General features: G+C 61.3%; 22 protein-coding genes and 5 tRNA genes. 6 read left to right on the forward strand and 21 right to left on the reverse strand.

What is annotated here, in order from left to right:
• Positions 1-100: 100 nt before the first annotated feature.
• From rpoB to LVD10_RS17270, 20 genes are all read right to left on the reverse strand, one after another.
• Positions 101-4,174 (reverse strand): DNA-directed RNA polymerase subunit beta, encoded by a 4,074-nt coding sequence (gene rpoB, locus LVD10_RS17175; RefSeq protein WP_237064407.1) that lies wholly within the window; start codon positions 4,172-4,174, stop codon positions 101-103.
• 335 nt (positions 4,175-4,509) lie between these two features.
• Positions 4,510-4,881: a 50S ribosomal protein L7/L12 gene (gene rplL, locus LVD10_RS17180; RefSeq protein WP_232940884.1), complete on the reverse strand. Its 372-nt coding sequence runs from the start codon at positions 4,879-4,881 to the stop codon at positions 4,510-4,512.
• Between the two features lie 89 nt (positions 4,882-4,970).
• Positions 4,971-5,465 (reverse strand): 50S ribosomal protein L10, encoded by a 495-nt coding sequence (gene rplJ / locus LVD10_RS17185; protein ID WP_232940883.1) that lies wholly within the window; start codon positions 5,463-5,465, stop codon positions 4,971-4,973.
• A gap of 316 nt (positions 5,466-5,781) precedes the next feature.
• A complete protein-coding gene (rplA, locus tag LVD10_RS17190) occupies positions 5,782-6,480 on the reverse strand; it encodes a 50S ribosomal protein L1 (RefSeq protein WP_232940882.1) in 699 nt (232 codons plus the stop codon).
• 1 nt (position 6,481) lies between these two features.
• The gene (gene rplK / locus LVD10_RS17195) at positions 6,482-6,913 is read right to left on the reverse strand and encodes a 50S ribosomal protein L11 (protein WP_232940881.1); all 432 of its coding nucleotides are present in this window, start codon (positions 6,911-6,913) and stop codon (positions 6,482-6,484) included.
• A gap of 170 nt (positions 6,914-7,083) precedes the next feature.
• Positions 7,084-7,617: a transcription termination/antitermination protein NusG gene (gene nusG / locus LVD10_RS17200; protein WP_232940880.1), complete on the reverse strand. Its 534-nt coding sequence runs from the start codon at positions 7,615-7,617 to the stop codon at positions 7,084-7,086.
• 10 nt (positions 7,618-7,627) lie between these two features.
• On the reverse strand, positions 7,628-7,996 hold the full coding sequence (gene secE / locus LVD10_RS17205) for a preprotein translocase subunit SecE (protein ID WP_232940879.1): 369 nt from the start codon (positions 7,994-7,996) through the stop codon (positions 7,628-7,630).
• A gap of 95 nt (positions 7,997-8,091) precedes the next feature.
• Positions 8,092-8,167 (reverse strand) — tRNA-Trp (locus LVD10_RS17210).
• Positions 8,168-8,300: 133 nt separating this feature from the next.
• Entirely contained in the window at positions 8,301-9,494 is a 1,194-nt protein-coding gene (tuf, locus tag LVD10_RS17215; RefSeq protein ID WP_232940878.1) for an elongation factor Tu, read from the reverse strand.
• A gap of 120 nt (positions 9,495-9,614) precedes the next feature.
• Positions 9,615-9,689, reverse strand: a tRNA-Thr gene (locus LVD10_RS17220).
• 85 nt (positions 9,690-9,774) lie between these two features.
• Positions 9,775-9,848, reverse strand: a tRNA-Gly gene (locus LVD10_RS17225).
• Positions 9,849-9,928: 80 nt separating this feature from the next.
• Positions 9,929-10,012: transfer RNA gene (locus LVD10_RS17230), tRNA-Tyr, on the reverse strand.
• A gap of 111 nt (positions 10,013-10,123) precedes the next feature.
• Positions 10,124-10,199 (reverse strand) — tRNA-Thr (locus LVD10_RS17235).
• 133 nt (positions 10,200-10,332) lie between these two features.
• A complete protein-coding gene (locus LVD10_RS17240) occupies positions 10,333-11,064 on the reverse strand; it encodes a hypothetical protein (protein WP_232940877.1) in 732 nt (243 codons plus the stop codon).
• 59 nt (positions 11,065-11,123) lie between these two features.
• Entirely contained in the window at positions 11,124-11,867 is a 744-nt protein-coding gene (locus LVD10_RS17245; RefSeq protein ID WP_237064409.1) for a type III pantothenate kinase, read from the reverse strand.
• Positions 11,864-12,871, reverse strand: a complete 1,008-nt coding sequence (gene birA / locus LVD10_RS17250) for a bifunctional biotin--[acetyl-CoA-carboxylase] ligase/biotin operon repressor BirA (protein ID WP_237064411.1) — start codon at positions 12,869-12,871, stop codon at positions 11,864-11,866. The genes LVD10_RS17245 and birA overlap by 4 nt, the downstream gene beginning before the upstream one ends.
• A gap of 2 nt (positions 12,872-12,873) precedes the next feature.
• Positions 12,874-13,986: an alanine racemase gene (gene alr, locus LVD10_RS17255; RefSeq protein ID WP_232940874.1), complete on the reverse strand. Its 1,113-nt coding sequence runs from the start codon at positions 13,984-13,986 to the stop codon at positions 12,874-12,876.
• Between the two features lie 48 nt (positions 13,987-14,034).
• Entirely contained in the window at positions 14,035-15,225 is a 1,191-nt protein-coding gene (locus LVD10_RS17260) for an ABC transporter permease (RefSeq protein WP_232940873.1), read from the reverse strand.
• The gene (locus LVD10_RS17265) at positions 15,222-15,965 is read right to left on the reverse strand and encodes an ABC transporter ATP-binding protein (RefSeq protein WP_232940872.1); all 744 of its coding nucleotides are present in this window, start codon (positions 15,963-15,965) and stop codon (positions 15,222-15,224) included. The genes LVD10_RS17260 and LVD10_RS17265 overlap by 4 nt, the downstream gene beginning before the upstream one ends.
• Complete coding sequence (locus tag LVD10_RS17270; protein ID WP_237064413.1) at positions 15,962-17,443, reverse strand: alpha/beta fold hydrolase; 1,482 nt, start codon at positions 17,441-17,443, stop codon at positions 15,962-15,964. Before LVD10_RS17270 ends, LVD10_RS17265 begins: the two co-directional genes overlap by 4 nt.
• A gap of 151 nt (positions 17,444-17,594) precedes the next feature.
• On the opposite strand from LVD10_RS17270, the gene LVD10_RS17275 reads away from it, so the two are divergent.
• A complete protein-coding gene (locus tag LVD10_RS17275) occupies positions 17,595-18,548 on the forward strand; it encodes a hypothetical protein (RefSeq protein WP_232940870.1) in 954 nt (317 codons plus the stop codon).
• A gap of 65 nt (positions 18,549-18,613) precedes the next feature.
• On the opposite strand, the gene LVD10_RS17280 is transcribed toward LVD10_RS17275, so the two are convergent.
• Entirely contained in the window at positions 18,614-19,516 is a 903-nt protein-coding gene (locus LVD10_RS17280; RefSeq protein ID WP_232940869.1) for an aldo/keto reductase, read from the reverse strand.
• Between the two features lie 467 nt (positions 19,517-19,983).
• On the opposite strand from LVD10_RS17280, the gene LVD10_RS17285 reads away from it, so the two are divergent.
• The 5 genes from LVD10_RS17285 (at position 19,984) to LVD10_RS17305 (ending at position 25,080) form a co-directional block, all read left to right on the forward strand.
• Entirely contained in the window at positions 19,984-20,625 is a 642-nt protein-coding gene (locus tag LVD10_RS17285; RefSeq protein WP_232940868.1) for a bactofilin family protein, read from the forward strand.
• 80 nt (positions 20,626-20,705) lie between these two features.
• Positions 20,706-21,938 carry a class I SAM-dependent methyltransferase gene (locus LVD10_RS17290; RefSeq protein ID WP_232940867.1) on the forward strand — a complete coding sequence of 411 codons (1,233 nt, stop codon included), beginning with the start codon at positions 20,706-20,708 and terminating at the stop codon, positions 21,936-21,938.
• Positions 21,931-23,262, forward strand: a complete 1,332-nt coding sequence (locus LVD10_RS17295; RefSeq protein WP_232940866.1) for a hypothetical protein — start codon at positions 21,931-21,933, stop codon at positions 23,260-23,262. The genes LVD10_RS17290 and LVD10_RS17295 overlap by 8 nt, the downstream gene beginning before the upstream one ends.
• Positions 23,252-23,956, forward strand: coding sequence for an OmpA/MotB family protein (locus tag LVD10_RS17300; protein WP_237064415.1), 705 nt, complete (start codon positions 23,252-23,254; stop codon positions 23,954-23,956). Before LVD10_RS17295 ends, LVD10_RS17300 begins: the two co-directional genes overlap by 11 nt.
• Complete coding sequence (locus tag LVD10_RS17305; protein WP_237064417.1) at positions 23,956-25,080, forward strand: hypothetical protein; 1,125 nt, start codon at positions 23,956-23,958, stop codon at positions 25,078-25,080. The genes LVD10_RS17300 and LVD10_RS17305 overlap by 1 nt, the downstream gene beginning before the upstream one ends.
• The last annotated feature ends 1,551 nt before the right edge of the window (positions 25,081-26,631 follow it).

Consider the following 26,631-nt stretch of genomic DNA (forward strand, 5'->3'; position numbering starts at 1 on the left):
TTGCCATCTCGGGGTGGGCCAGCCGGCGCCCGCACACTCGCGGGACACCGGCCTCTATATGCGATCGCCTGTTACCAGGCGCCTACACCAGTTACCGGTCTTACTCGTGCTCGAGCTCGAAATTCATACCGAGCGAGCGGATCTCCTTGACCAGTACGTTGAAGGATTCGGGCATGCCCGGCTCCATGCGGTGGTCGGAATCCACGATGTTCTTGTACATCTTGGTCCGGCCTTCCACGTCGTCGGACTTGACCGTGAGCATTTCCTGCAGCGTGTAGGCGGCACCGTACGCCTCCAGTGCCCAGACCTCCATCTCACCGAAGCGCTGGCCACCGAACTGCGCCTTACCACCCAGCGGCTGCTGGGTAACCAGGCTGTAGGAACCGGTGGAACGCGCGTGCATCTTGTCGTCCACCAGGTGGTTCAGCTTCAGCATGTACATATAGCCCACGGTTACCGGGCGCTCGAAGGAGTCACCGGTACGGCCGTCGTACAGTGTGATCTGGCCGGAATCCGGCAGGTCCGCCAGGCGCAGCAGTTTCTTGGTTTCGCTCTCGTCGGCACCATCGAAGACCGGGGTCGCCATCGGCACACCGCCGCGGAGGTTGTTGGCCATGGCCAGCACTTCCTCGTCGGACAGCTCGTCCAGCTCCTCCTTGTAACCGCCGGTGGAGTTGTACACCTCTTCCAGGAAACCGCGCAGCTTGGCCACTTCCTGCTGCTCCTTGAGCATGCGGTCAATCTTCACGCCCAGGCCCTTGGCGGCCATACCCAGGTGCATTTCCAGAACCTGGCCCACGTTCATCCGCGAGGGTACACCCAGCGGGTTCAGGACGATATCAACCGGCTCGCCGTTCTCGTCGTACGGCATGTCCTCGACCGGCTTGATCACGGAGATCACACCCTTGTTACCGTGGCGACCGGCCATCTTGTCGCCCGGCTGGATGCGGCGCTTGATCGCCAGGTAAACCTTGACGATCTTCAGCACGCCCGGCGCCAGGTCGTCGCCGGACTCCAGTTTCTTCTTCTTGTCCTCGAAGGCTTCGTCCAGCAGCTTGCGGCGATCCTTGAGCTGCGCTTCGGCCTTCTCGAGCTGCTCGTTCAGGCTCTCTTCGGCCATACGCAGCTTGAACCAGTCTTCGCGCGGCAGGCCTGCCAGGAGCTCGGCGGTCAGCACGTCGCCTTTCTTGACGCCCTTGCCGCCTGCAACCTTCTGGCCTTCCAGTGCGGATGCCAGGCGCTCGAACGTGGCGCCTTCGACGATGCGATATTCCTCATTGAGGTCCTTGCGCACCTCGTCGAGCTGGGCCTTCTCGATATCGATCGAACGCTGGTCTTTCTCCAGGCCGTCGCGGGTAAACACCTGCACGTCGATAACGGTACCGCGGGTGCCACTCGGCGCGCGCAGGGACGTGTCCTTCACATCGGAGGCCTTCTCACCGAAGATCGCACGCAGCAGCTTTTCTTCCGGCGTCAGCTGGGCTTCACCCTTCGGCGTCACCTTGCCTACCAGGATGTCACCGGCACCAACTTCCGCACCGATATAAACGATGCCGGACTCGTCCAGCTTGTTCAGTGCAGATTCGCCCACGTTGGGGATATCAGCAGTAATCTCTTCGCTACCCAGCTTGGTATCGCGGGCGATACAGGTCAGCTCCTGAATGTGGATGGTGGTGAAGCGATCTTCCTGCACCACACGCTCACTGATCAGGATGGAGTCCTCGAAGTTGTAGCCGTTCCACGGCATGAACGCGATGCGCATGTTCTGGCCCAGGGCCAGTTCACCCAGGTCAACAGAGGGGCCGTCAGCGAGAATATCGCCACGGGCTACCACGTCACCGGTCTTCACGATTGGGCGCTGGTTGATGCAGGTGTTCTGGTTGGAACGGGTGTACTTGGTCAGGCTGTACAGGTCTACACCCGCATCGCCGGCCTCCACCTCTTCGTCGCGCACACGAACCACCACACGGCTGGCATCGACACGCTCGATCACACCACCGCGACGGGCCACCACACACACGCCGGAGTCGCGCGCCACGGTGCGCTCCATACCGGTGCCAACCAGCGGCTTGTCGGCACGCAGGGTCGGTACCGCCTGGCGCTGCATGTTCGAGCCCATCAGGGCGCGGTTGGCGTCGTCGTGCTCGAGGAACGGGATCATGGCCGCGGCTACGGACACCACCTGCTTCGCAGACACGTCCATGTACTGGATCTCGGCCGGCGGCTTGAGGCTGAACTCGTTGTGGTGACGCACGCTGACCAGCTCATCGGTAAAGCGACCCTGGTCGTCCACCGCAGCAGACGCCTGGGCAATCACGTAGTTCGCTTCGTTGATCGCGGACAGGTACTCGATGTCGTTGGTAATCTGGCCGTCAACAACCTTGCGGTACGGGCTCTCGAGGAAACCGTAGTGGTTGGCGCGGGCGTAGGTGGCCAGGGAGTTGATCAGGCCGATGTTCGGGCCTTCCGGCGTCTCAATCGGGCACACACGGCCGTAATGGGTCGGGTGTACGTCGCGGACCTCGAAGCCGGCACGCTCGCGGGTCAGGCCGCCCGGGCCGAGGGCGGATACGCGGCGCTTGTGGGTCACTTCCGACAGTGGGTTGTTCTGGTCCATGAACTGGGACAGCTGGGAGGAACCGAAGAATTCCTTCACGGCAGCCGCCACCGGCTTGGCATTGATCAGGTCCTGCGGCATCAGGCCTTCGCTCTCGGCCATGGACAGGCGCTCTTTCACCGCGCGCTCGACACGCACCAGGCCCACACGGAACTGGTTTTCGGCCATTTCGCCCACGGAGCGCACACGGCGGTTACCCAGGTGGTCGATATCGTCCACCATGCCATTGCCGTTGCGGATCTCGATCAGGGTCTTGAGCACATCGACGATGTCTTCCTTGCTCAGGGTGCCCTGGCCGGTCTCGTCCTCACGACCGAGGCGGCGGTTGAACTTCATGCGACCGACAGCGGACAGGTCGTAGCGCTCGTCGGTGAAGAACAGGTTCTCGAACAGGGACTCGGCGGACTCCTTGGTGGGCGGCTCGCCCGGGCGCATCATGCGGTAGATCTCCACCAGCGCTTCCAGCTGGGTGCGAGACGGCTCTGAGCGCAGGGTATCGGAGATGAATGGGCCGCAGTCCAGGTCGTTGGTGTACAGGGTCTCGAATTTGTTAACGCCCAGGGCGCGCAGCTTGGCGATCACCTCGTCGGTGATTTCGCTGTTACATTCAACCGCTACCTCACCGGTGGACTCATCGATGATGTCATGGGCCAGGACGCGACCGTGCAGGTACTCCAGCGGTGCTTCCAGGCGCTCCACGCCGGCTTTTTCCAGCTGGCGGATGTGGCGCGGGGTAATGCGGCGACCTTCCTCGACAATAACCTTGCCCTTGCCATCCTTGATGTCGAAGGAGGCAACATCACCACGCAGGCGCGACGGGATCAGCTCCAGGCTGCAGTTTTCTTCATGCAGCTCGAACTTGCTGGTATCGAAGAACATGTCCAGCATTTCCTGGGAAGAAAAGCCCAGGGCGCGCAGCAGGATGGTCGCGGGCAGCTTGCGGCGACGGTCGATACGCACGTAAACCAGGTCCTTCGGGTCGAACTCGAAGTCCAGCCACGAGCCACGGTAAGGAATCACGCGCGCAGCGTAGAGCAGCTTGCCGGAGGAATGCGTCTTGCCCTTGTCGTGATCGAAAAACACACCCGGGGAACGGTGCAACTGGGACACGATCACGCGCTCGGTACCGTTGATCACGAAGGTACCGTTTTCGGTCATGAGCGGAATCTCGCCCATGTACACTTCCTGCTCCTTGATGTCCTTGATGGACTTGTTGGCAGATTCCTTGTCGTAGATGATCAGGCGTACACGCACGCGCAGCGGGCATGCGTAGGTGATACCGCGCAGGGTACATTCCTTGACATCGAACGCCGGCTTACCCAGCGTATAGCTGACATACTCCAGCGCCGCATTGCCGGAATAGCTGACAATCGGAAATACGGACTTGAACGCTGCCTGCAGGCCGACGTCCAGTCGGTCATCGGGGCGCGAGTCGGCCTGAGTGAATTTGCGATAAGAATCCAGCTGTATCGCAAGCAGGAAAGGTACATCCATGACCTTTGGCAGTTTGCCAAAATCCTTGCGGATACGTTTTTTCTCAGTGTATGAGTAAGCCATTCATATTCCCCAGCTTGATCAGTGACAAGACTTCATTGGAACCGGCCCCCATATTCCCCATACTGTACTTACGGGAATGCGGAAAGGCCCGGTCCGCCCGGGCGAGAAGCCTCTGAGCAATGCAGCGATGGCTACACTGGTCGGAAACCTCTCGGTTAACTGCGCGCTTGCCAGCGGCGCAGGCTGCGGTATGTTTCACTCAGGGCCCACAGGTCCCCGAATCGCCAAACAAAACCACACTGCCGAAAACGGCAAAAAGGCCGGCGGACAAAGTCCACCAGCCTTGCCGCTGCGACCGCAGGTTGCGGCCGACAGCGGTAGTCGCAACAACCGAATTACTTCAGTTCTACAGTTGCGCCAGCTTCTTCCAGCTGCTTCTTGGCCTCTTCGGCCTCTTCCTTGGTCGCGCCTTCCTTCAGCGGAGCCGGAGCGCCGTCTACCAGCGCCTTGGCTTCTTTCAGGCCCAGGCCGGTGATGCCGCGAACAGCCTTGATCACGTTCACTTTCTTGTCGCCGGCAGATGCCAGGATTACGTCGAACTCGGTCTTCTCTTCTGCAGCAGCTTCGCCGCCAGCAGCGCCACCAGCTACAACAGCAGCAGCAGCGGTAACACCGAACTTCTCTTCCATTGCTTCGATCAGCTCGACAACGTCCTTAACAGACATTTCGGCAACAGCATTGATGATATCTTCTTTAGTCAGAGACATAAGTCAGTACCTGATTTGTGTGAGCAGTAAACTGCCCGTCAATTCATTTAAAAGTCGTTGAAAACTGCCGTTTCGCGCAGGCGAAACTATTAGGCAGCTTCTTGCTCTTTCTGGTCGCGAACGGCCGCAATAGTGCGGACCAGCTTGCCAGCAGATGCTTCTTTCATAACGCTCATCAGCTTGGCGATCGCCTCGTCGTAAGTCGGCAGGGTTGCCAACATTGCGACGTCGGTGACCACGCCTTCGAAGGCAGCACCTTTCAGTTCAAGCTTATCGTTGTCCTTGGCGAACGCCGTCAGGATGCGCGCACCGGCACCCGGGTGTTCGGTGGAAAATGCGATAAGACTTGGACCGACGAATTTCTCGAGGAGACATTCGTATTCGGTACCTGCCAGAGCGCGACGCGCCAGAGTATTGCGGACGACTTTCATCCAGACGCCGTTCTCGCGAGCCTCTTTGCGCAGGGCTGTCATGTCATTTACGGCAACGCCGCGGGAATCCGCAACGACCGCAGACAGAGCACCCTCAGCAGCCTGCTGGACATCAGCGACAATTGCTTTCTTGTCTTCGAGTCCAATAGCCATAGTGTCACTCCTGGATTTGGAAAAAAGACCGGGAATTACCACTCCCGATCCACTCCGGTGCTAAGACCTCAAATCCAGTAAAAATACTGGTTTGGGCAACACCGTCTGCGTAGGCTGGGACCGGGCCAGGGGCTCGATCCTGATTAAGCGGTGGACAGCGGAACTTGCCACGCCCACTACGCCTACGGTCTTTGACGGCCCGCCTTCCTGCCGGGGCATTCCGGCGGACCCCAAAGTTCGGTAAAACCGCAGCCAGGCATACCCGTCGGTAGCGCCGGCTGCGGCCTGCAACAGTTTCCCGGGGGAAACCGCTGGCTTATTTAACGTCCAGGGATCCCTGGTCGATGGTCAGGCCCGGGCCCATGGTGGTGCTCAGGGAGACCTTCTTCAGGTAAACGCCCTTGGCGGAAGCCGGCTTGGCCTTTTTCAGGTCAGCGATCAGGGCTTCGAGGTTCTCTTTCAGCGCCTTGGCGTCGAAAGCAACCTTGCCGATACCACCGTGGATGATACCGCCCTTGTCAGCGCGGAAACGCACCTGACCGGCCTTGGCGTTCTTCACTGCAGTGGCCACGTCCGGGGTCACAGTGCCGGTTTTCGGGTTCGGCATCAGGCCGCGCGGACCGAGGATCTGGCCCAGCTGGCCAACGACACGCATCGCATCCGGGGAGGCGATTACCACGTCGAAGTCCATCTTGCCGGCCTTGACGTCGGCTGCCAGCTCATCCATGCCCACCAGGTCGGCACCAGCCTCTTTGGCGGCGTCGGCGTTGGCGCCCTGGGTGAAGACCGCAACACGGACGTCTTTACCGGTGCCGTGCGGCAGGGTGGTCGCACCGCGAACCGCCTGGTCAGACTTGCGCGGGTCGATACCCAGGTTGATAGATGCGTCAACGGTCTCGGCGAACTTGACGTTGGACAGCTCTTTCAGCAGGGCGACGGCTTCGTCGAATCCGTAGGCCTTGCCTGCTTCTACTTTCTCAGCGATTGCGCGCTGGCGCTTGCTCAGTTTTGCCACGTTACACGCCCTCCACATCAATACCGGCACTACGGGCGGAACCGGCGATAGTGCGCACGGCTGCGTCCATGTCAGATGCACTCAGGTCGGGCATCTTGGTAGTGGCAATCTCTTCCAGCTGGGCGCGGGTAACCTTGCCCACCTTCTCGGTATTCGGACGACCGGAGCCGCTCTTGATACCGGCAGCCTTGCGCAGCAGCACGGAGGCCGGCGGGGTCTTCATGATGAAGGTGAAGGAACGATCGCTATATACGGAGATCACGACCGGTACCGGCAGGCCCTGCTCCATACCCTGGGTCTGGGCGTTGAACGCTTTACAGAACTCCATGATATTGACGCCGTGCTGACCCAGCGCGGGGCCGACGGGCGGGCTCGGGTTGGCCTGCCCGGCAGGCACTTGCAGCTTGATATAAGCTTCGATTTTCTTAGCCATTACAGCTTCCTCTTTCAGTGGGTGGTAGCGCCTGCGCTGGACGGCTGCAACAGCCGCAACGCCCGGCTCCCCGGGTGCCCCTGTACAGCAACTGATCAGTCACGGTTTTCAGGGACGCGAAAGCCCCCTTCCACCCGCAGCGGAAGAGGGCAAAAAAACTGCCTGTCTGATCAGGTCTTCTCGACCTGACCAAACTCCAGCTCCACCGGGGTGGAGCGGCCGAAGATCAGCACTGCGACCCGCAGGCGGCTCTTCTCGTAATTAACCTCTTCAACCACACCGTTGAAGTCATTGAACGGCCCATCGATGACCCGCACCATCTCACCCGGCTCGAACAGGGTCTTGGGCTTGGGCTTGTCGACGGAATCATCGATCCGGTTCAGGATCGCCTGGGCCTCACGCTCGGTAATCGGAGCCGGCCGGTCGGCCTTGCCACCGATAAAACCAAGGACCCGCGGGGTCTCCTTGACCAGGTGCCAGGTGTCGTCGTTCAGCTCCATCTCTACCAGCACATAACCGGGGAAGAACTTGCGCTCACTCTTGCGCTTCTGGCCCGCACGCATCTCCACCACTTCCTCGGTGGGAACCAGGACATCACCGAACAGGTGGTCCATTTCGTGCAGTTCAATACGCTCCTTCAGGGATGACGCAACGCGCTTCTCATACCCGGAGTAAGCCTGAACCACGTACCAATGCTTAGCCATGCGTCAACCTTTAGCCGATAACCTTGGAGGCTGCCCAACCCAGGGCAGAATCCAGCGCCCAGAGAATTAGCGCCATAATCAACACGAACACCACCACGATCAGGGTTGTCTGTGTCGCTTCCTGGCGAGAGGGCCACACCACACGACGCACTTCTGTCTGCGCTTCGCGCAGCAGCGTCCACAGCGCATGCCCCTTGGCAGTATTTACCGCCACAACCAACGCCACCAGGAAGATGACGACCATGGCCAGCACGCGATACAGCAGGGGGAATTCAGCGTAGTAGGTGTTGCCCGCCAAGGCAGCACCGATCAGCACTACCACCAGCAGCCACTTTAGGCCATCAAGACGAAAGGTTTTCGCCTCTACTTTAGCATTCATACAAAGAAGCCCTTAGCGCTTACAAAACAAGCCCGGCCACGGCGGACCGGAACTTGCAACGCCCTCAGGCAAAAGGAATGGGGCGCTTGAAAAGTTGGCAGGCCAGGAGGGACTCGAACCCCCAACCCTCGGTTTTGGAGACCGATGCTCTACCAATTGAGCCACTGGCCTAGAACAGCTTCCGGTCAATGCCGCGCATTTACGCGCCAGAGACCGAAAAATGAGGGGGCGGATCTTACCATCCTCCCCCTCTTTTGCAAAGCGGGTCACTGGAGACCAGTGACCGCGCCCGCCATCGATCTGATCAATCGATGATCTTGGATACCACGCCGGCACCCACGGTACGGCCACCTTCACGAATCGCGAAGCGCAGGCCTTCTTCCATGGCGATCGGTGCGATCAGCGTAACAGTCATCTGTACGTTGTCGCCCGGCATTACCATCTCGGTACCTTCCGGCAGCTGTACGTCACCGGTTACGTCGGTGGTACGGAAGTAGAACTGCGGACGGTAGCCCTTGAAGAACGGGGTGTGACGACCACCTTCGTCCTTGGACAGAACGTATACTTCTGACTCGAACTTGGTGTGCGGGGTAATGGAACCCGGCTGCGCCAGGACCTGACCACGCTCAACTTCGTCACGCTTGGTGCCACGCAGCAGTGCGCCGATGTTCTCACCTGCACGACCTTCGTCCAGCAGCTTGCGGAACATCTCAACACCGGTACAGGTGGTCTTGGTGGTGTCCTTCATGCCAACGATTTCGATCTCGTCGCCAGTCTTCAGAACGCCGCGCTCGACACGACCAGTTACTACGGTACCACGACCGGAGATGGAGAATACGTCCTCGATCGGCATCAGGAACGGCTGGTCTACAGCGCGCTCCGGCTCCGGGATGTACTCGTCCAGGGTCTCAACCAGCTTCTTAACAGCGGTGGTACCCATCTCGTTGTCGTCTTTGCCTTCCAGCGCCATCAGGGCGGAACCAACGATGATCGGGGTGTCGTCACCCGGGAAGTCGTACTGGTCCAGAAGTTCGCGAACTTCCATCTCAACCAGCTCGAGCAGCTCTTCGTCGTCGACCATGTCAGCCTTGTTCAGGAATACCACGATGTACGGTACACCTACCTGGCGGGACAGCAGGATGTGCTCGCGAGTCTGCGGCATGGGGCCGTCAGCTGCGGAACAAACCAGGATTGCGCCGTCCATCTGGGCAGCACCGGTGATCATGTTCTTCACGTAGTCGGCGTGGCCCGGGCAGTCAACGTGCGCGTAGTGACGAGTCGGGGACTCGTACTCAACGTGAGAAGTAGCGATGGTGATACCGCGCTCACGCTCTTCCGGTGCATTGTCGATACCGGCGAACTCTACCGCGGCGCCGCCCCATACTTCTGCACAAACGCGGGTCAGCGCGGCAGTCAGGGTGGTTTTACCGTGGTCAACGTGACCGATGGTGCCCACGTTCACGTGGGGCTTGGAACGCTCAAACTTCTCTTTTCCCATTGCAGCCTCCTAGTATGGGCAGACTTAAAGACACCCACTTGCAGAACCGAAGCACCGGGATACACAACACCCGGATACAAATAGCCGCAGAGACACCTGCCCCCGCGGCCACCGTAAAAATGGAGCTCATGGGCGGATTTGAACCGCCGACCTCACCCTTACCAAGGGTGTGCTCTACCCCTGAGCTACATGAGCTAAAACTGCTTTAACCGGTGAACCCCACCAGTTTATCGGCCGCCGCAGCGACCTCCCACCTTTGCGCCACACCGGGTTTCCGGCATGGAGCGGGCAGCGGGAATCGAACCCGCATCATCAGCTTGGAAGGCTGAGGTTCTACCATTGAACTATGCCCGCACGCTCCGCGCAGGAACCTCAAAGCAAAAGACCCTCAGCCTTCCGCTTTCGACACCCCGGCATACCGGGGCATCTGAATATGGTGCAGGGGGGTGGATTCGAACCACCGAAGCTTGCGCGTCAGATTTACAGTCTGATCCCTTTGGCCACTCGGGAACCCCTGCTCGAAAGCGGTGCGCATTGTCTACACTCACCGCTACGCTGTCAACAACTTTTTCTTTAAATTCACACACTTACCAGCGGAACCTAAAGTGAAAACAGCGTGAGAGACAAAATGGAGCTGGCGAGAGGAGTCGAACCCCCGACCGGCTGATTACAAGTCAGCTGCTCTACCAACTGAGCTACGCCAGCCCTGTCTCTCCTTACGGGAAAGCCTTCTACCCCGTAAGTGGAGGCGGGATTCTAGGGGATGTTATGCCGACAAGCAACCGTTTTGAGCGCGAGTTTTTTCTCCCCCCGGTCAACTGCGGCTCACCTCCCGGGCCTAGTCGGTTTCCAGCTCCGCACAGAGATTCTGGCGCCGATCAAGCTCGGGATAGTCCAGCTGCAGCTGCGCCCAGAAATCCCCCGCCAGCGCATCGGCAGCCCCGGGCGCCAACACCACCCACTGCTCGGCAATCATCTGCGGCTCCTCGCGCATCTGGGCGTCAATGCCCTGCGCCCGCAGCTCATCAGACAGCAACTGTGCCCGGTCCCGCTCGGAGAAGATGCCGAACGAGATACCGTGGGTGAGGGATCCCTTCGGGATCACGTAACTGTCGACCCCGGCGGCCTGCAGTTCCCGTAACCTGTTGAACGCCTCCCGGCGTGAAGATAGCGGCTCCAGGTACACCCAGTAGCGCATCTGCCCCGGCACCTCCACTTCGCGCAGCTCCGCATCCAGCTGCAGTGCCCGCAGGCGCTGCACAACGTCCTCGCCCTGGTACCCCTCTTCAAACGGCCCCACGAGGGTACAGACCGCACCGGCGGTCCCGGCCCGGCCCTCTGTCGTCGATGCGCCACTGCTGGCTGGCGCGCGAGGCGCCGGCGCGGCGCTGTCACGGGACTCCAGCTCATCCCGGTCCAGCTCGCTGAGCAGGCGGATGGTATCCCCGGCTTCTGCCGGCGGCGCGGTCGTCACTGCCGCGTCAGGCGTGACCGGCGCATGCCCACTGGTCTGCAACCAGGCAAAGACGCCCACATTGGCAAGAAAAAGGACAAGTACAATCCAGCGCATAGAGTCTGTTCCCGAAGACAGGGGAGATTCGATTGGTGTTGTTCACCGCTTGGTGATGTTCAGGGAATGCTGATACCCAGCCCCTCGAATACGAGATCCGGTACCAGCTCCGCGTCGTCGCCGAACAGGCTGGCGAAGAACTGGCCATCGCCGCCGGTCAGCCACAGCAGCGGCTCCATCTCCTCGCTGCGACGCAGCTCCGCCAGTGCCCGCTCGATGGCGCCCAGCACCATTGACGGCAGGCCGCGGTTCACCGCCTCTGCGGTATCGATGCCGGGCGCCAGCGACATCCCCTCAATGAACTGGCCCGCCACCTTGACCGCGTCGGTGTCGGCGTACAGGGCCCGGCGCATCAGCTCCAGGCCCGGCAATATATACCCCCCGCGGTGCCGGCCGCCAGTGCCCAGCAGGTCCAGGGTCACGGCACTGCCACAGTCCACCACCAGCGCCGGCGAGGGATCGCGCCGGTGCGCGGCCAACACCGCCAGCCACCGGTCCACCCCCAGCGCAGCCGTATCCCGGTAGCCGCAGGTAACGCCCGCACAATGGCGCTCCACCCGGGCAAACTGCGGCTCCAGTGAGAGGTCCGTGCGCAACGCCGCGGTCAGCAATTCCGCCACCCGCGCACCGGCCACATTGGCCACCCGCACCCGCCGCGGGCCGGCACCGGCCCACTGGGCCGGCAGGCGGCCCTGCGCCAGGTCACCGGTGGCGAACCCGCCTCGCGCCACCGCATGACCCGATTGCGACTGCACCAGGCGCCACTTGCCACGCGTATTGCCGATATCGATTTCGAGGATCACCGCAATGCCTCCCGCAGGGAAACTTCCCCCCCATGAAAACTGCGCTGCTCACCGCTATCCAGCTCCAGCACCAACGCCCCGCTGGCGTCCACGCCGCGGGCAGTGCCTCGCCATGATTGCTGTGCCGACTGCAGCTCCACCCGGCGCCCGGCAAAGGCATCGCGGGCCAGCCAGGCATCGCGGTAAGCGGCGAAACCCCGCTCCGGGTAGTCGGCCAGCAGCGTCAGCAAGCGGCTGAGCATGGCGGCAGCGAGCGCATTGCGCTCGATACCCGGCCGCACCTGCTGCAGGTCGATCCAGGGCTGGTCGATCGCCGCGGCCTGCGCCTGGGGCAACCCAACGTTCACTCCCACACCCACCACCACGCCGCAGCGATCGGTGAGGTCGCCACTGAGCTCCAGTAGCACACCGGCCAGCTTGCGCCCCCGGCACCAGACGTCATTGGGCCACTTGAGGCTCACATCCGGCACCGCAAACTCTTCCAGCGCCTCCGCCAGTGCCACGCCCACCGCCAGGCTGAGCCCCTCGAGCAGCTGTACACCGCCGCTGAACTGCCAGCCCACCGACAGGCTGACGCCGGCGCTGAACGGGCTGATCCACTGCCGCCCGCGCCGGCCGCGCCCGGCAGTCTGTCGTTCGGCCAGCATGGCCACGCCGTGACCTTCCCCGCGCTCCAGGAGGGCCAGCATGCGGGCATTGGTGGAGTCCACTTCGTCCCTCAGGACCAACCCCCCGAGCAAGTCGCGGGCCCGCGGCGCCATGGCCTCCTCCATCTGCGCCCCGGACAGCAGGTCCAGGCCTCCCGGGACCCGGTAGCCCCGCCCTTTTACCGATTCCAGCTCCAGGCCGTAATCCGCCAGTTTCTGCAACTGCTTCCACACGGCCGCACGGCTTACCCCCAGGGCCGCCCCGAGCACCTGGCCCGAGTGCACTTCGCCGTCAGCCAGCAACTCCAGTACTGGCCGCAGCTGGCCCAGGGGATTTTTCCGGTCGACATTGGTCACGTTCAATTTCCTGTATAGCGGCGCGTATAACGGCGGCCAAGGCTGGTCAGGATTTCATAGCCGATGGTCCCCGCGTACTCCGCGACCTCGTCGACGGTTACCTGGTCGTTCAGCACCTCGATATGCCCCAGTCTGTCACGCTCCCGGGCAGCCAGCGCGCTGATATCAAACACCGTGGAATCCATGGAAACCCTGCCCACCATGGGCAAACGGCGCCCGCAGGCCCAGCCACAACCGCGCCCGCCCTGGGCCCGGATAATACCGTCGGCATATCCACCCCGGGCCACTGCCAGCCAGCTACCGGCCGGTGCTTGCTGGGTGGCACCGTAGCCTACCCAACTGTCACGGGAGACATGTCGCTGCTGCACCACGGGCAGGCTGAGGTGAACCACGGCGCGCATGGGGTTGGCGACTGCAGGCTGCGGATTGACGCCGTAGAGCGCCGAACCGGGTCGGGCGATATCGAAGTGATAGGACTCATCCAGGTGGATTCCCGACGAATTTGCCAGGCTCAACTGGACTTCCGGCAATTGCTCCCGCAGTCGCTCGCCGGCACGCCGGAATGCTTCCAGCTGCCGGCGGTTGTGCGGGTGGGCGGGGTCATCCGCGCAGGCGAGATGGCTCATCACCACCTGGATGCCCGCCTCCCTGAGCAGCCCGCGCTCGCGCAACAGCTGGTCAAACTCCTCGGCGGTCATCCCCAGCCGGGTCATGCCCGAATCGATCTTGAGGCCACAGGGGGCCGGGGAACCGGCCGCATTACAGGCATCCACCCAGGCCCGCAGTTGTTGCAGGGTAAAGACATTCGGGATCAGCCCGGCCCGGATGCATTCCAGCTCGCGCCCCGGCCTCACACCGGTAAGCACATAAATCCGGGCGTCGGGCTCGAGGATATCGCGCAGCTCCAGCCCCTCGTCGAGGGTGGCGATAAAAAAGTCTCGGCAGCCGCGGCGGTAAAACACCGGGGCCAGCTCACCCACCCCCAGGCCGTAGGCATCCGCCTTGACCACCGCGCCGCAGCGGCTGCCCGCGCGTAACCGCTGGTCCAGCGCCAGGAAATTATCGCCGGCGGCCTGCAGGTCCACCGTGAGCAGGCCGTCGTGTATGCTCGTCATCTTTTACCTCACCAGTCCTCGACGCTTCTCTATACCCGCTGCCAGTTGCTAGGCGGCACTGAGCAGGGCTTCACGCTGCAGCGCCCGGGCACCCAGGCGAATGGCCACGGCCACCAGCAGCAGGGTCGCGGCGGATCCCGCCAGCAGCGTAGCCGCCGGCACGGATTCCCCCACCAGCAGGGCCTTGAGCCATTGCTGCTGGCCCACCAGTGGCACCAGCTGCCAGAAGAAACCACCCAGCTCGACCCGGGACATATCCAGCATCATCAGCAACAACACCGGCGCTACCTGCAGGATACTCAACTGCGTCTGCGCATCCTTGAAGGAGCCGGAACGCAATGCCAGCAGAATCTGCACCACCGCCACCAGCAGGGCAAGCGGCAGCAACAACAGCCCCATCGTCAATACCCCGCTGAGAGTGGTGGCCTGCTGTATGCCCAGCTCCGCCAGCGGCATCAACGGCATCAGCGACACCAGCGCAACCAGCGCGAGCAGCGCCCCGGCCCAGCCCATGCTGGCCACCGCCAGGGTTTTGGCCAGGATCACCTGCCACCCGGGCAACGGCTGTAGGAGCAGCGTTTCCAGGCTAAGCCGCTCGCGCTCCCCGGCAGACGTATCGACGGATGTCGCCAGACTGGCGACAAACAGGGTCAGGATCAGCAGACCCGGCACCATCGCCAGTAGCACCGCACCTCGGCGCGAGGGGGTACTGACATCACGCACTTCCAGTCGCCAGGGGGCGAGCAACTGCGGGGCAAGGCCGCGGGCAGTGACCCGCTGCTGAACCACCAGCTGCTGCAGCGCTCCCAACCGCTCCTGCAGGTGCCGCTGCGCGCGCGGGGATGAGGAAGAGGAGCTGTCGATATACAGGTACAGGGGCGGCGCCCCGAAGTTGCGGTACTCCTCGGCAAAACCCTCCTGCACCCACAGCACTATGTCGTAGTCACCCGCCAGCAGTTCCGCCGGGTCTCCCTCTGCCAGCGCATCGACCTCCAGGCCGCCACCGCGTAGCCGCTGCTCCAGCAACGGCGCAGATGCCGAGCCCAGCAGGGCCAGGCGGGAGATCTCCTCAGCCTGCTTCTTCACCATAAAGATACTGCCCCCCGCCAGCATGGCAGGAAACAGCAGGGAGAAGCAGACTGCCATCCACAGCGCCCGGCGATCCCGCCAGGCTTCAAGGAATTCCTTGTGCAGCAGCGCCGCCGTGGGGCCGCGCAGTATTTCCGTCAATCGGTTCAAGCCGGCACCTCCCCTGCCTGCCTGTCGCCATAGGCCAGGGCGACAAACGCGTCCTCCAGATTAGAGCAACCCGCCTCACGGATCAGGGCCTGCGGCGTACCGCTGCCGACGATACAGCCACGGGCCATCACCAGCACACTGTCGGACAGCTCCAGCACCTCGGACATGACGTGGCTCGAAAAAAGAATAGTGGTTCCCGCATCCCGCAGCCGCAGGAGGGTACGGCGCAGCAGGCGCGCAGCCAATACATCCAGGCCGCGGGTGGGCTCATCGAGGATCAGGTGCTGAGGGCGATGCACCAGCGCCCGCGCCAGGGAGACCTTCATCCGCTCCCCCTGGGAAAAGCCCCGCGTGCGACGCCGCCACAGCGGCTCCAGTTCCAGCTCCCGGCGCACATATTCCAGCGACTCGCGCAGTGCAGCTCCGGCAAGTCCCTGCATGCGCGCGAACAGCGTCAGGTACTCCTCCACCGTCAGCCGCTCGTACAGGCCTTCCCGATCACCCACAACACCCAGCTGCCGCTGCACTGCCAGTGGATCCCGGGCAACGTCGATACCGCCAACGCGCACCGTCCCGGAATCGGCCCGCAACAGGCCCCCGATAATTCGCAGGCAGCTCGTCTTGCCAGCACCGTTGGCGCCCAGCAGGGCGGTAATCCGACCATCGGGCACGCGGAAATCGAGCTCCCGCAGCACCGGCCGGCCGGCAAACGCCTTGCTGATCGAATTCACCTCGATCACTCTCCAGCCTCCTCGCCGGAGTCATGCCGGCCTCCAGTCCCAGGCCCCTTTACCGGATTCCCCGCAGTGCCACCGATATCGGGGCCGTAGCTGGCCACCATAAACGGCGGCCGGCTGATCTCCCGGGTACAGGTGCTGTCCAGCTCCTCCGCGGGCTGCGCAAGGAAGCGGGCGATCAGTTCGGGAATACAGCCGCGTGGGGAATTGATATGCCCACCGCTGGCAACCACCAGGTGCTGCTTGTCCGCCAGGTAGCCCAGCGCCTCGTCTGCATAACGCGGCGGGGTAATCGGGTCCGCCTCCCCGGAAATCAACAATACCGGCTGTGCCCTGGGTTCCGGCGCCGCATAGGGTTTTTCCTTTACCGGCCAGCCACGGCAGCCGTGCTGGAACAGGTCGAGAAAGGCGGTACCCAGGAAAGTGCCGTCGCTGTCAGCGGCGATCTCATCGGCGCTGATCCGGTTCAGTTCTTCGGCACAGGCCACCGAGAAGGTCAGGCCCATGGACATCGACTCGGTGCTCTTCACGAATAGCCCGGACAGGCCCACCAGGGGCTGCAGGTTACCGCTGTGCGCCTCGGTGATGGCAAAGGGGAGCTGGGCAGCAGCACGAGGGTCGTAGAGTACCGTACGGATGGCATTGGCAAATTCCCAGCGAGCCATGGGCTCAGTCAATGGCTGGCCGGTGAGCGGATCGGACAATACCGGGCGGCCACCCTGGTCCCATGATTCCAGCAGCGCGTCGAGCTGTGCCCGCCAATTGCCCAGGCGTGCGCAGGCCGGGTCGTTTGCGCAGTCGCGTTGCAGTGCCTGCAACGCATCCTCGGCTGCCCTGGCCGTCAGGAATACCTTGGTGTCGATGGGTGCCACCGCATCCAGTACCAGTTCGCTGACCGATTGCGGATGCCACTGCTGGTAGAGGAGTGCAGTGCGCGTGCCCCAGGATCCGCCCCAGAGCGCAATGCGCTCATGGCCCAGCCGGGAACGCACCATTTCCAGGTCTTCAACGGTCTGCCGGCTACTGAGCGACTCGGCAAATTCGGCCCGATCCAGGTAGCAGTCAGCCAGTTTGCGGGCAAAGGCGTCCAGGTCCAGGGAACGCTGGTCCTCGATACCACAGCGGAACGCGCCCGAGCGCCCGGCACCACGGCGATCCACCATGACAATGTCCCGCTCCCGGTTGACAGGCTCGAATGCGTTGAGGAGCGGCGCCAGGTCACTGGCCGCCTGCCCCGGCCCGCCCGCAAGCAGGTACAGAGGCTCCTCGCCACTGTTATTGACTGCCGGCGCCACCATCACGGCAAGTTGCGGCGCTTCCGGCTCGCTCTCGATCGGCAGCCGGTAGCAGCGCAACGGGTTGCGCCAGCCATCCAGGTAACAGGTCTCTGCGCCCGCCGCCTGGCCCAGTGCATCTGTACGCAACCACAGGCTTGCCACCAGCACGGCGAGCCCCGCAATAATCTTTCTGGTCCCGGCCAAACTGTATTCTCCTTGATCGCCCCATCGAGATCGCCCACAAGTCTACCCAAATTTACCCCCGGGTGCCGTTTTCCGCCGTGGCTGGCTACCGTGGCGTCCCCCTCTGGCCGGTGTTATGGTTACGGCTCAATCAGGGTTCCTCGTATTTCCAATGAGCTTTTCAGATCGAGAAAAACAATTAATACGCGCGGCGTTCGCGTGGGGACAGGTAAGCCATAAGGAGGGGTATACCCTCTCGGATGGCGAGATCGAAAAGTCAGTGCTTTTTCGCCGGCTGCTGGCCGGGCGTCCCCCACTGGCTTTCCCACCGCCGCTGCGCCATGGCTTCCCCTGGTACGAGGTGATCGAGGGGCGCGGACAGCATGTGGTGAATGCGTCGGAAGCCTCAACCGAAAACAGCATGATCGCACCGGGCAGCCTGCCTGGCGACAAGTGCGTCCTGATCGATGGTGCCTTCTGGCGGGTGGCCGAAACCATCCGCGAGCGCGAGGAGTACATCGTTGAATGGAGCCCTTACCCCATGCAGTGGCGACTGCGCAAACACTGGGAAGTCAATTACGAGATGACCCAGCAGCTCCACAGTTTCCGCAAGCACAATCCCGACGCTGAAATCCATTTCGACAATCGCGAGGGCCAGCGCGAGTACAGCGAGTTCCGCATCGATGAGGACCAGACAGTCTGGCTCAGCGAGTGGCAACTGAGCCGCATCGGCCTGTCCGGCTGGGTGTGGGTGGGAACCCTGCTGGAAACCGAAATCGACACGCCGCTGGAGGCCCTGGGCTCGGACCAGCACGGCCCGCTGATCCTCGGTGAACCCGGGAAAGCGAGCGGTGAAGCCTGGTTACGGATTGAGCGGGCCGGACAGGAATACCGCTTTATCCGCCTCGGTGAGCAAGTTGAATATGACAGCGTGGTGAAGGAAAGCGATACCGGCAGCCTGCTGCACGGGTTGCAGGATGAAGACCTGCTGGTTATGGACCGGCGCGACGGTAAACCGCTGCGCCGTTTTGCGGTACCGGTTCACCTGGCCCCCCTGGAGGAATTCGACCTGGACCGGCTTGGCTATGAGCTGGTGCCGGACAACCTCTTCCGCGACAGCACCTGAACCACTCGCCCAAAGCCCGGCCGGGCAGCCTCAATATCGCCAGCCCGGCCACGCCCCAACTGCTTTCAGTCCACATCCCTTCCCCGCGCTGCGCGGAGCAACAGGAACCAGGCTTCCAGCGGCAATTCGAGGGTGGCCGCAGCCACCGCCGCCTCAAGCCGGCCAGGGTTGCCGCTGCCGAGCACCGGTACCATATTGGTGGGATGGCGCAGCAGCCAGGCCAGCGCAATCTGTTGCGGCTCGAGGCCGAGCTCCAGGGACAGCTCCTCCAGGCAGGACTGCACCCGCCGGGCCGCCTCTCCGCCCCCCGTAAACAGAGCACCGCCCGCAAACGGTGACCAGGCCATGGGGAGTACCCGCTCCCGCTGGCAGAAATCCAGCTGGCCGTCGAACAGCGGGTCGCTGTGCAGTAGCGACACCTCGATCTGGTTGACCACCAGCGGCGCCTGCAGGCGCGACTGCAACAGCTCGAACTGATGTGGCAGGAAATTGGATACCCCCACCGCACGTATCTTGCCCGCATCCAGCAGGCCCTGCAGGACAGCCGCCAGTACATCGGCGTCCATCAGCGGATCCGGGCGATGCAGGAGCAGCAGGTCAAGGTAATCCGTGCCCAGCTTGGCCAGGCTGGATTCCACCGCGGCGTTCACGTGAGCAGCGCTACTGTCATAGTGGTTCAGCCGGAAACCATTGTCCTTACCGCAGAGCTTGATTCCGCACTTGGAGACGATCTCCATTTTCCCCCGCAGTCCCGGATCGAGCCGCAGGGCCTCACCGTAAAGGGCCTCGCAACGATAGTCTCCGTAGATATCCGCCAGGTCGAATGTGGTTACCCCCATATCCAGGAGCTTTTCGGTCAACTCAACCAGCTCCCGGGGGGAATAGCCCCAATCGACCAGCCGCCAAAGGCCCATGGCCAGTCGCGACATTGAGAAGCCCGGGGCAAGGGGGGATTGCACTCGCTGCATTGCTCTACAAACCTTGGTAAATGGGCGGCCGATTCTGCAGTAAGCGACCAGGGCGGGCAAGCCTGGCCAGGGCCCCCGCCATGGTGACCACTCACCAACTGGTCAGCGGCCAGTCCTTGTCCTGCCCACAGCGCACCCGGTGTCCAGGCGCGAGCAGAGCGCCCACGCTGCACCGCACTATCGACTTAAATTCCCCCTGAGACACCTTTGTCATGTAAAAAAATTAAATTGTTCCCACTGAGTTCCAGAATTGAGAACCAGGTTGTAATTTTTTCTGGCTCGGCGGCTAATTCAACTTTAGTATTTCCCACGCAGTGTTCCCCAGTTCACCGGCCTCCAGCGTGGTACCGGCAGACATGACGCTGCCCTGAAAATAAAGCCCACCACAACCGGGCACATATCCAACCCCAGCCCTCCCGTGCTCCCGCACGGGCCCATGCCAGCTGCATAAGGCGGAGGAAACAAGCATGGCTATCGACGATATCCTCGAGAACAAAGACGAGAACGCCAAGTCCTTTATGGACGGGATCATTGAACAACCCAAGGCCAGTGGTGGCTACGGCAGTGCTGCCGCAACCGAAAAGGAACAGTCGGTAATCGGCAAGAACATCAAGTTCCGCGGCGAACTGGTCGGCACAGAAAACCTGCATATCGAAGGCACCATCGAGGGAACCGTGATCATGGAAGGGCACGACCTTTCTGTGGGCGCGGGCGGCGAACTCAACGCCAATATCCATGCCAAGAACATCGTGGTGGAGGGGCAGCTGACCGGCGATGCCCTGGCTGATGAACTGATCGAGATCCGCCGCACCGCGGCAGTGAAAGGCAACCTGATCGCCCCCCGCATCAAGCTGGACGATGGCGGTAAGTTCCGCGGCTCCATGGATATGGTCGATACGGATTCCGAGATGAAGGAGCGTCACAAGGAATTCAAGGAAAAGCTCGTACACCCCAACCTGCCGCCGGCGGAAGCTGCAAAGCAGGCATCAGGTAAGAAATCCGGCTCGGCTTTCGACAGCAAAATCCCGGAAACCCCGAGTTTCACCCAACCCAAGGCAGGCGCCAAGGAAGACAAGAAAAAAGACGACCAGAAAGAAAAAGAGGAATAACCTCAACTGGTTAACAGCAGGTCACGACAAAATCCGTACACTAGCGCGCGATTTTGTCGTGACCACGCAGGACCTGCCATATGCAGCATCACTCATTCGGGTTGGCAGCTCTTATTGAAGAAATTGTCCAGCCCGGCTGTCGTATTCTCGACCTGGGACCATTGTCCTCGGGAACCACAGACGCATTCCTGCAACTTAACTGCCCTTGCTATATCGAGGACCTGATCGAGTTCTTTACGGAGCACGGTAACGGACTGGAACACAGGGAAGCACTCGCCGATCACCTGGTCCCCAAGCCCGAGCGGGTAAAGCTGGACGTTGTCCTCTGCTGGGACCTGCTCAACTTCCTTCCCCCGGAACTACTGCGCTACCTGCTCAAGCTACTGGAGCCGAACCTGAAGCCGGGGACCATTTTTCATACGATGATGTATACCGGCAAGACACTGCCGGAAAAACCCGCCAGCTTTCGCCACGTGGGAAACTTCACCTTCGAGACCGGCTTCGATGCAAACCTGCCCGACCTGCCGGCTTACCGCTATTCGACCCTGTCCCTGATGCAGGTTATGGGTTCTTTCACCCTGCGCAACTCTACCCTGCAGCGGGAAGGCATGCGCAAGGATATGATTGAGCATATGCTGGAATATGGTAATTCCAGGCCACAGGCTCGTATCCGCTCGGGTGGAGCCAGCGATGTCAGCTCCTATTTCAACCAGCGACCGGTGGACGCCATTCGGCTGCCCGGTTTGTCAGAGGTGCTGGAAAAAGCACGCAAGTCTCCGGTCAGTACGGTCCTCGATTGCGGCCCGAGAACCGGTCGCAATATCGACGGGCTGCAGAAGCAGGTGGGTGAGCTTTTCGTCCAGGACCTGTATACCCAGATACGCTGGCAACTGGATCGCGGCACCCCCTTTTCGGAAGCGGCCCAGTCCGCCCTACGCCAGGTATTACCCGAGCAGGGTCTCGACGCAATACTCCTGTGGGACCTGATCAACTTTTTCACCCCGGCAGAAGTGTCACTACTGAGTCACTTACTGGTCAATAACCTGCGTCCCCGGGGCCTGCTACACCTGGTGGTGTTAAAACACTCTGCCCTGCCCTCACGCCCGGGTATTTTCGAGATCCAGTCCGACGGCTCAACCAAGATCCATATCCCCGCCCATGGCGACCGCCCACGGAACTTCAACAGTATTACCGAGGTAATGCGCGCCCTGCCCTACCTGAGCCTGGTTGCCCAGGGACACGGTAAACTTCCCTGCGGGACGCTTTTTCACGAACTGACATTACAGAAAACAGCTGGCCACAATCATGTCTGAGTTACTGCAACACTTCTTTTCCCTGATGACGCCCGCACAGGTGACCGAGGTGTTTATCATCCTGATGCTGGCACTGACCGCGCTTGCACTGGTCTTCCGGATTACTGGCGCTGCGCCGGAATTTGTCGAGCACTCGCCGGGGATAATGACATCACTGGGTATTCTCGGGACATTTTTCGGCATTATCATCGGTCTGTTCGATTTTTCCCTGGACGACATCGACAACAGCATTGCGATCCTGATGGACGGCTTGAAGACGGCGTTTATCACCAGCGTGGTCGGGCTGTCCCTCTCCCTGCTGATCAGGGTCATCACGCGCATGATCCGCATACCCGGCAAGCAGCGCCCCGCCACGGTGGGGATCGCGGACCTCAATGAAAACCTGGTTGCCCTGCGCGGGGAACTGCACCAGAGCCTCGATAGCCTTGCCCGCAGTGCCAGCACCACCATGACCGGCCAGCTGGAAACCATTGTGGCGCATTTTAATGAGCGGCTCACACACCAGTTCGGCGACAACCTGAATCGTTTCTCCGACCGGCTCGGGGACCTGCTACCGGCACTTGAAAGCCTGGCGCAGCAGTACCGGGATCATGGTGAACAGGTCAATGACTGGAGTGAACGCTGCGGACAGCAGCTTGCCCGGCTGGCAGATGAACAGGAAAAGCTGGTCGCTCTGCATGACAGGATTGCCGCCCTGCCACAACTGGGCGCCGGGCTCAGCGAACTGATCGAGCGGCAACAGGCCCAGCTCGAACAGACCAATAACCTGCTGGCGGCGCAGCAAAAAGCCTCCCATGCGCTGGCGGAAATGGTCCCGGAGATCCAGCCCCGCCTGGAGGGACTGGGCCAGCAGCTGGCCAGCTCCCAGCGGGAAATCGCGGAGAATGTCGAGCATTCACACAAGCTTATCAGCACCCAGTCCAGCCAGGTCGAAGAACATTACAGCAAGTTGTCCGGGCTGCTGGAGCGACTGTCCCTGCTCGAGCCGCAAAGGCTCCAGCAGCTTGTCGAGGAAAGCAGCGTTATGCACCGCACCGCCATGCGGGAACTTGCCCAGGGGATGGCCAGCACTCATCGCGAGATGCTCGATGCGCTCACGCAGATCATCCGTACCGATCTGCAGAACACCGATATCGCCTTGCGACACCAGTATGAAAATATCGATCGCAAGGTTTCCGAGGAGCTCGACCTGGTATTTACCGGCATGGGCGAGGCACTGGCAACCATCAGTGGCCAGTTCACCCGGGACTACCGCCAGCTTGTAGCCCAGATGCAGAGGGTCATTGAAATGACACCACAGCAGGATGTCGAGCATGCGTCCTGAGCAGCCCGGGCTCCAGGCCACCAGCGAAGATTCGGAGTGGGTCAGCCTGTCCGACCTGATGGCAGGATTGATGATGGTATTCCTGTGTATTGCCGTAGTGATGATGCGCTCGGTGATGGAAGAGCGCGAAAAAATTCGCGCACTGGCCGAGGATTATCGCGACAACCAGCTGGCCATTTACCAGGCGTTGCGCGATGAGTTCAGGAATGACCTGCCCCGCTGGGGTGCGAGCATCGACAAGGAAAAGCTGGCTATCGCCTTCAACAATTCCGATGCGATGTTCCAGGCCGGGGCAGCGGAAATGAATCGTACTGCCACCGAGGTCATGCGATCTTTTTTCCCACGCTATATACGCGCGCTGAAGCCGTACATGGACTCAATCAGCGCCATCCATATTGAGGGCCATACAAGCTCCGAATGGGGCGGCGATGTCGGCCCGCAGGCCAATTATTTCAATAACCTTGCGCTGTCACAGGAACGCTCCCGCGCAGTCCTGCGCTTTGTACACACCCTGGTGCCCGCCGCCGAGGCAGCCACCATGCAATCCCTCGTGGCTGCGGTAGGCTACTCCTCGGCCAGGCCGGTACTGCATACCGATGGCAGCGAGGATGCGGAGAAATCCCGCCGTGTGGCCTTCCGGGTGATCACGGATTCAGAGGCGCATATCCACCAGATACTCGAGGAGGCGCTGTAGTGGCCATGTGGAAACAGGCTCTGGCCAGCCTTCGCCACGCCAGCAGGCAGGTCCTTGCCGATAACGGCGATCCCGACGCCCCGCGCCCCGGGCCATCGCTGCAGCCAGGACCGGAAACAGCGGCAACGCCACCGGATGCGCCAACCAGCCAGGGAGCACCCACAGCAGAGGCGATAGAGATACAGTTAAACGAGGGGATGCAGGTATCACTCAGTTCCCTGGAGCCCACACCGGTTGGCTGGACCTATCGGCGACACCCGGTAATGGTGTTTGGGGTTGAGGTGCCGGAGGTAGAGGACGCGGACCGACGGCGGGAGTTCTGGCAGCGGGTGCATCTGCTGCCGTGCTGCGGCGCCCTGGATTCCGGTGAACGCAGCGCCTGGATAGGCACAGACCTGGAAATGATGCGATCGTCGTTTGCAGACAGCCCGCTGACTCTCTGCCAGTCCTGCCTCACGACCCTGAACCATGACGATTACCGCCGCGCCGACTCCCGGGAGCGGCAGCAGATCCAGCAGGCATTCGACTTTGTCGGGCATGTACAGCGCTTCTCACACCAGTATTTCGATACTGGATATACCTTCTGGCAACCCGGTGAGGCCCCTTCTCCCGCCGATGAATCATCACTGGTGACAGAAGAGAAAGAGGAAAAGGGAATTGAAGCCTGTCCTGGCTGCGGTTGTGCATCAGACCAGGCAGGCTGGCGCCTGCCTGGGAGCATTGGCAACCAGCATTCCCTCCCCGCTGGTATCTGCATCCCCTGTGCAGTCCGGCAAACCCGGGGTTGCCTCCATATCGACGAGGAAGTGGCGCTTACTGCAGCACGTCTTCGCTTTGAGTATTTCGCGGCAACCTACCGCGGCAAAATGGAAAACTCCTGGAAACTGGCCGAGGCAATTCTCCCCCTCACCTGGCTCCCCCTGCTCCGGGGCCTGGAGAAATTGCTACCGGCGCCTGAACTCTTCTATCAGTTCGAATCCGGGCGCGCGCCGGCTGTACTGGCCTGGCCGGGCCAGCACCGCGGTATCCTGCCCGATGGGGCCAGTACCGCTGAGCCACCGACAGACTGGTCACTGTGGACCCGTCGGGAGATCCTGAGGGAATTCGGCCTCAAGGATTCCTGAAAAGGCCAGGGCAGCGTTATCCATGACCAGAGACTGGTCGTTGACATGAAGCCGCCCTGCATATCCCAGCGCCTCCCCTCCCCGGACATTTTGTTCACATATTTTACGAGGGTAAGCAGCCGCTCCATCTGTGGAAAGAGCGGCTGTTATCGCCTGTTCACAGATTCTCTGGAAAACGCTGTGGATAATCACTGGAATACCGCCTCTGACCCAGCCATCCTGCCACTCCGTCCCCGGCGCTCAAAAAAACAACCGAAAAATCAGTAAGTTCGGCCCTCTCTATGACAGCGGCCGGTGCCGCTTCATACACAAAAAATCTGGACAAAGCTGTGAATAGTGTGGGGATACAGCGCTCTGGGCGGCTCTCTACGGCGCGAGCTCAACTACGTGCAAAAATCAATCGTGCCGAACCTGTGATGCGGCAGCCGGCACAATGTATCCCGCGCTCTTTGGCGCCACGAATCATGTCGCTGGAAATTGAACAGTCGCGAACCGCCGACGGAGATGTAGCCTCGATCGTCATCCCATACCGCGCTCCAGTCACTACCCTGGAAAAAACGGAAAGTCACAGGGCGTGAGATACAACTATCGAGGCGTTATGCACAATCCGGTGCCGAACGAGCACTGGCGCAACTACACCCGCGATTCCCAGGCCTGCCCCATCCGCCCAGCGGTAACTGAGGCTCACTGTAAGCTCCTACCAGCAGCGCCAATGGTAAAAAATACACAGGGAATGCGCTCTACCCAGCCAGGTGACAAACTGTTTGCCACCCTGTTACTAACAGAAAACATGGATAGAGCTGTGCATAACCATGGGATATAGGCCCCGAGCGTAGCGCCTGCGTCGCAAATTGCAGGCGTATAAATAATCACCTTGCGCGGCCCTGCTGGCACTTCTTTCATCTACCCACACCAGTCGATTCCTGTCAGCCTGGTGCGTTAACCATGATGGGGGGAAATCCGGTGCTTGTTATCCTGGAGAAGACCTGGCGGGTAAAGGCCGGTGCAGACAGGACTGCCCGGGAATCACCATTCATCAGCGGGCGCTGTGAATAAAAGGGGCCGGACATGATGGCGACAGAGCCTTTGAAAAGACGTGTGTATGTACAGGCAAAAGTCTTTGAGTCGCCGTTCACGGCGCGGCGACAGTATGTTCGATCAGGCCCCGGCCCGGATTCCTTGGCCGGGCGCTAATTCATCGGTTGGAATTCTAAATCAAAAAAGGGCCACCCGTTTGGGTGACCCTTTTTTGATTTAGAAGCCCGACCAACTTGCCCACGCAAATTAGCACGACCTTTAGGTCGCCCGAATGGTGGCATACAGGGATGTGCGCCATCACCTGACCGTAGGTCATCGGCAGGCATAAAAAAAGCCCTGACCGCGTTAGCGATCAGGGCTTTTGCAATTGAAGCCTGCATGCAGGGGCGATGGGCTGTTGAGTCGCCATCCCTGGCGCAGCTGCAGATTGTTTGATCTGGCCCCGGCCCGGCCATCCATGGCCGGTCGCTCAACCGTGCACGAAGCTGTGCTTCGTCTGCGCACGGTTTAGCC

The sequence above is a fragment of the Microbulbifer zhoushanensis genome (assembly GCF_021729055.1).
Taxonomy (GTDB): domain Bacteria; phylum Pseudomonadota; class Gammaproteobacteria; order Pseudomonadales; family Cellvibrionaceae; genus Microbulbifer; species Microbulbifer zhoushanensis.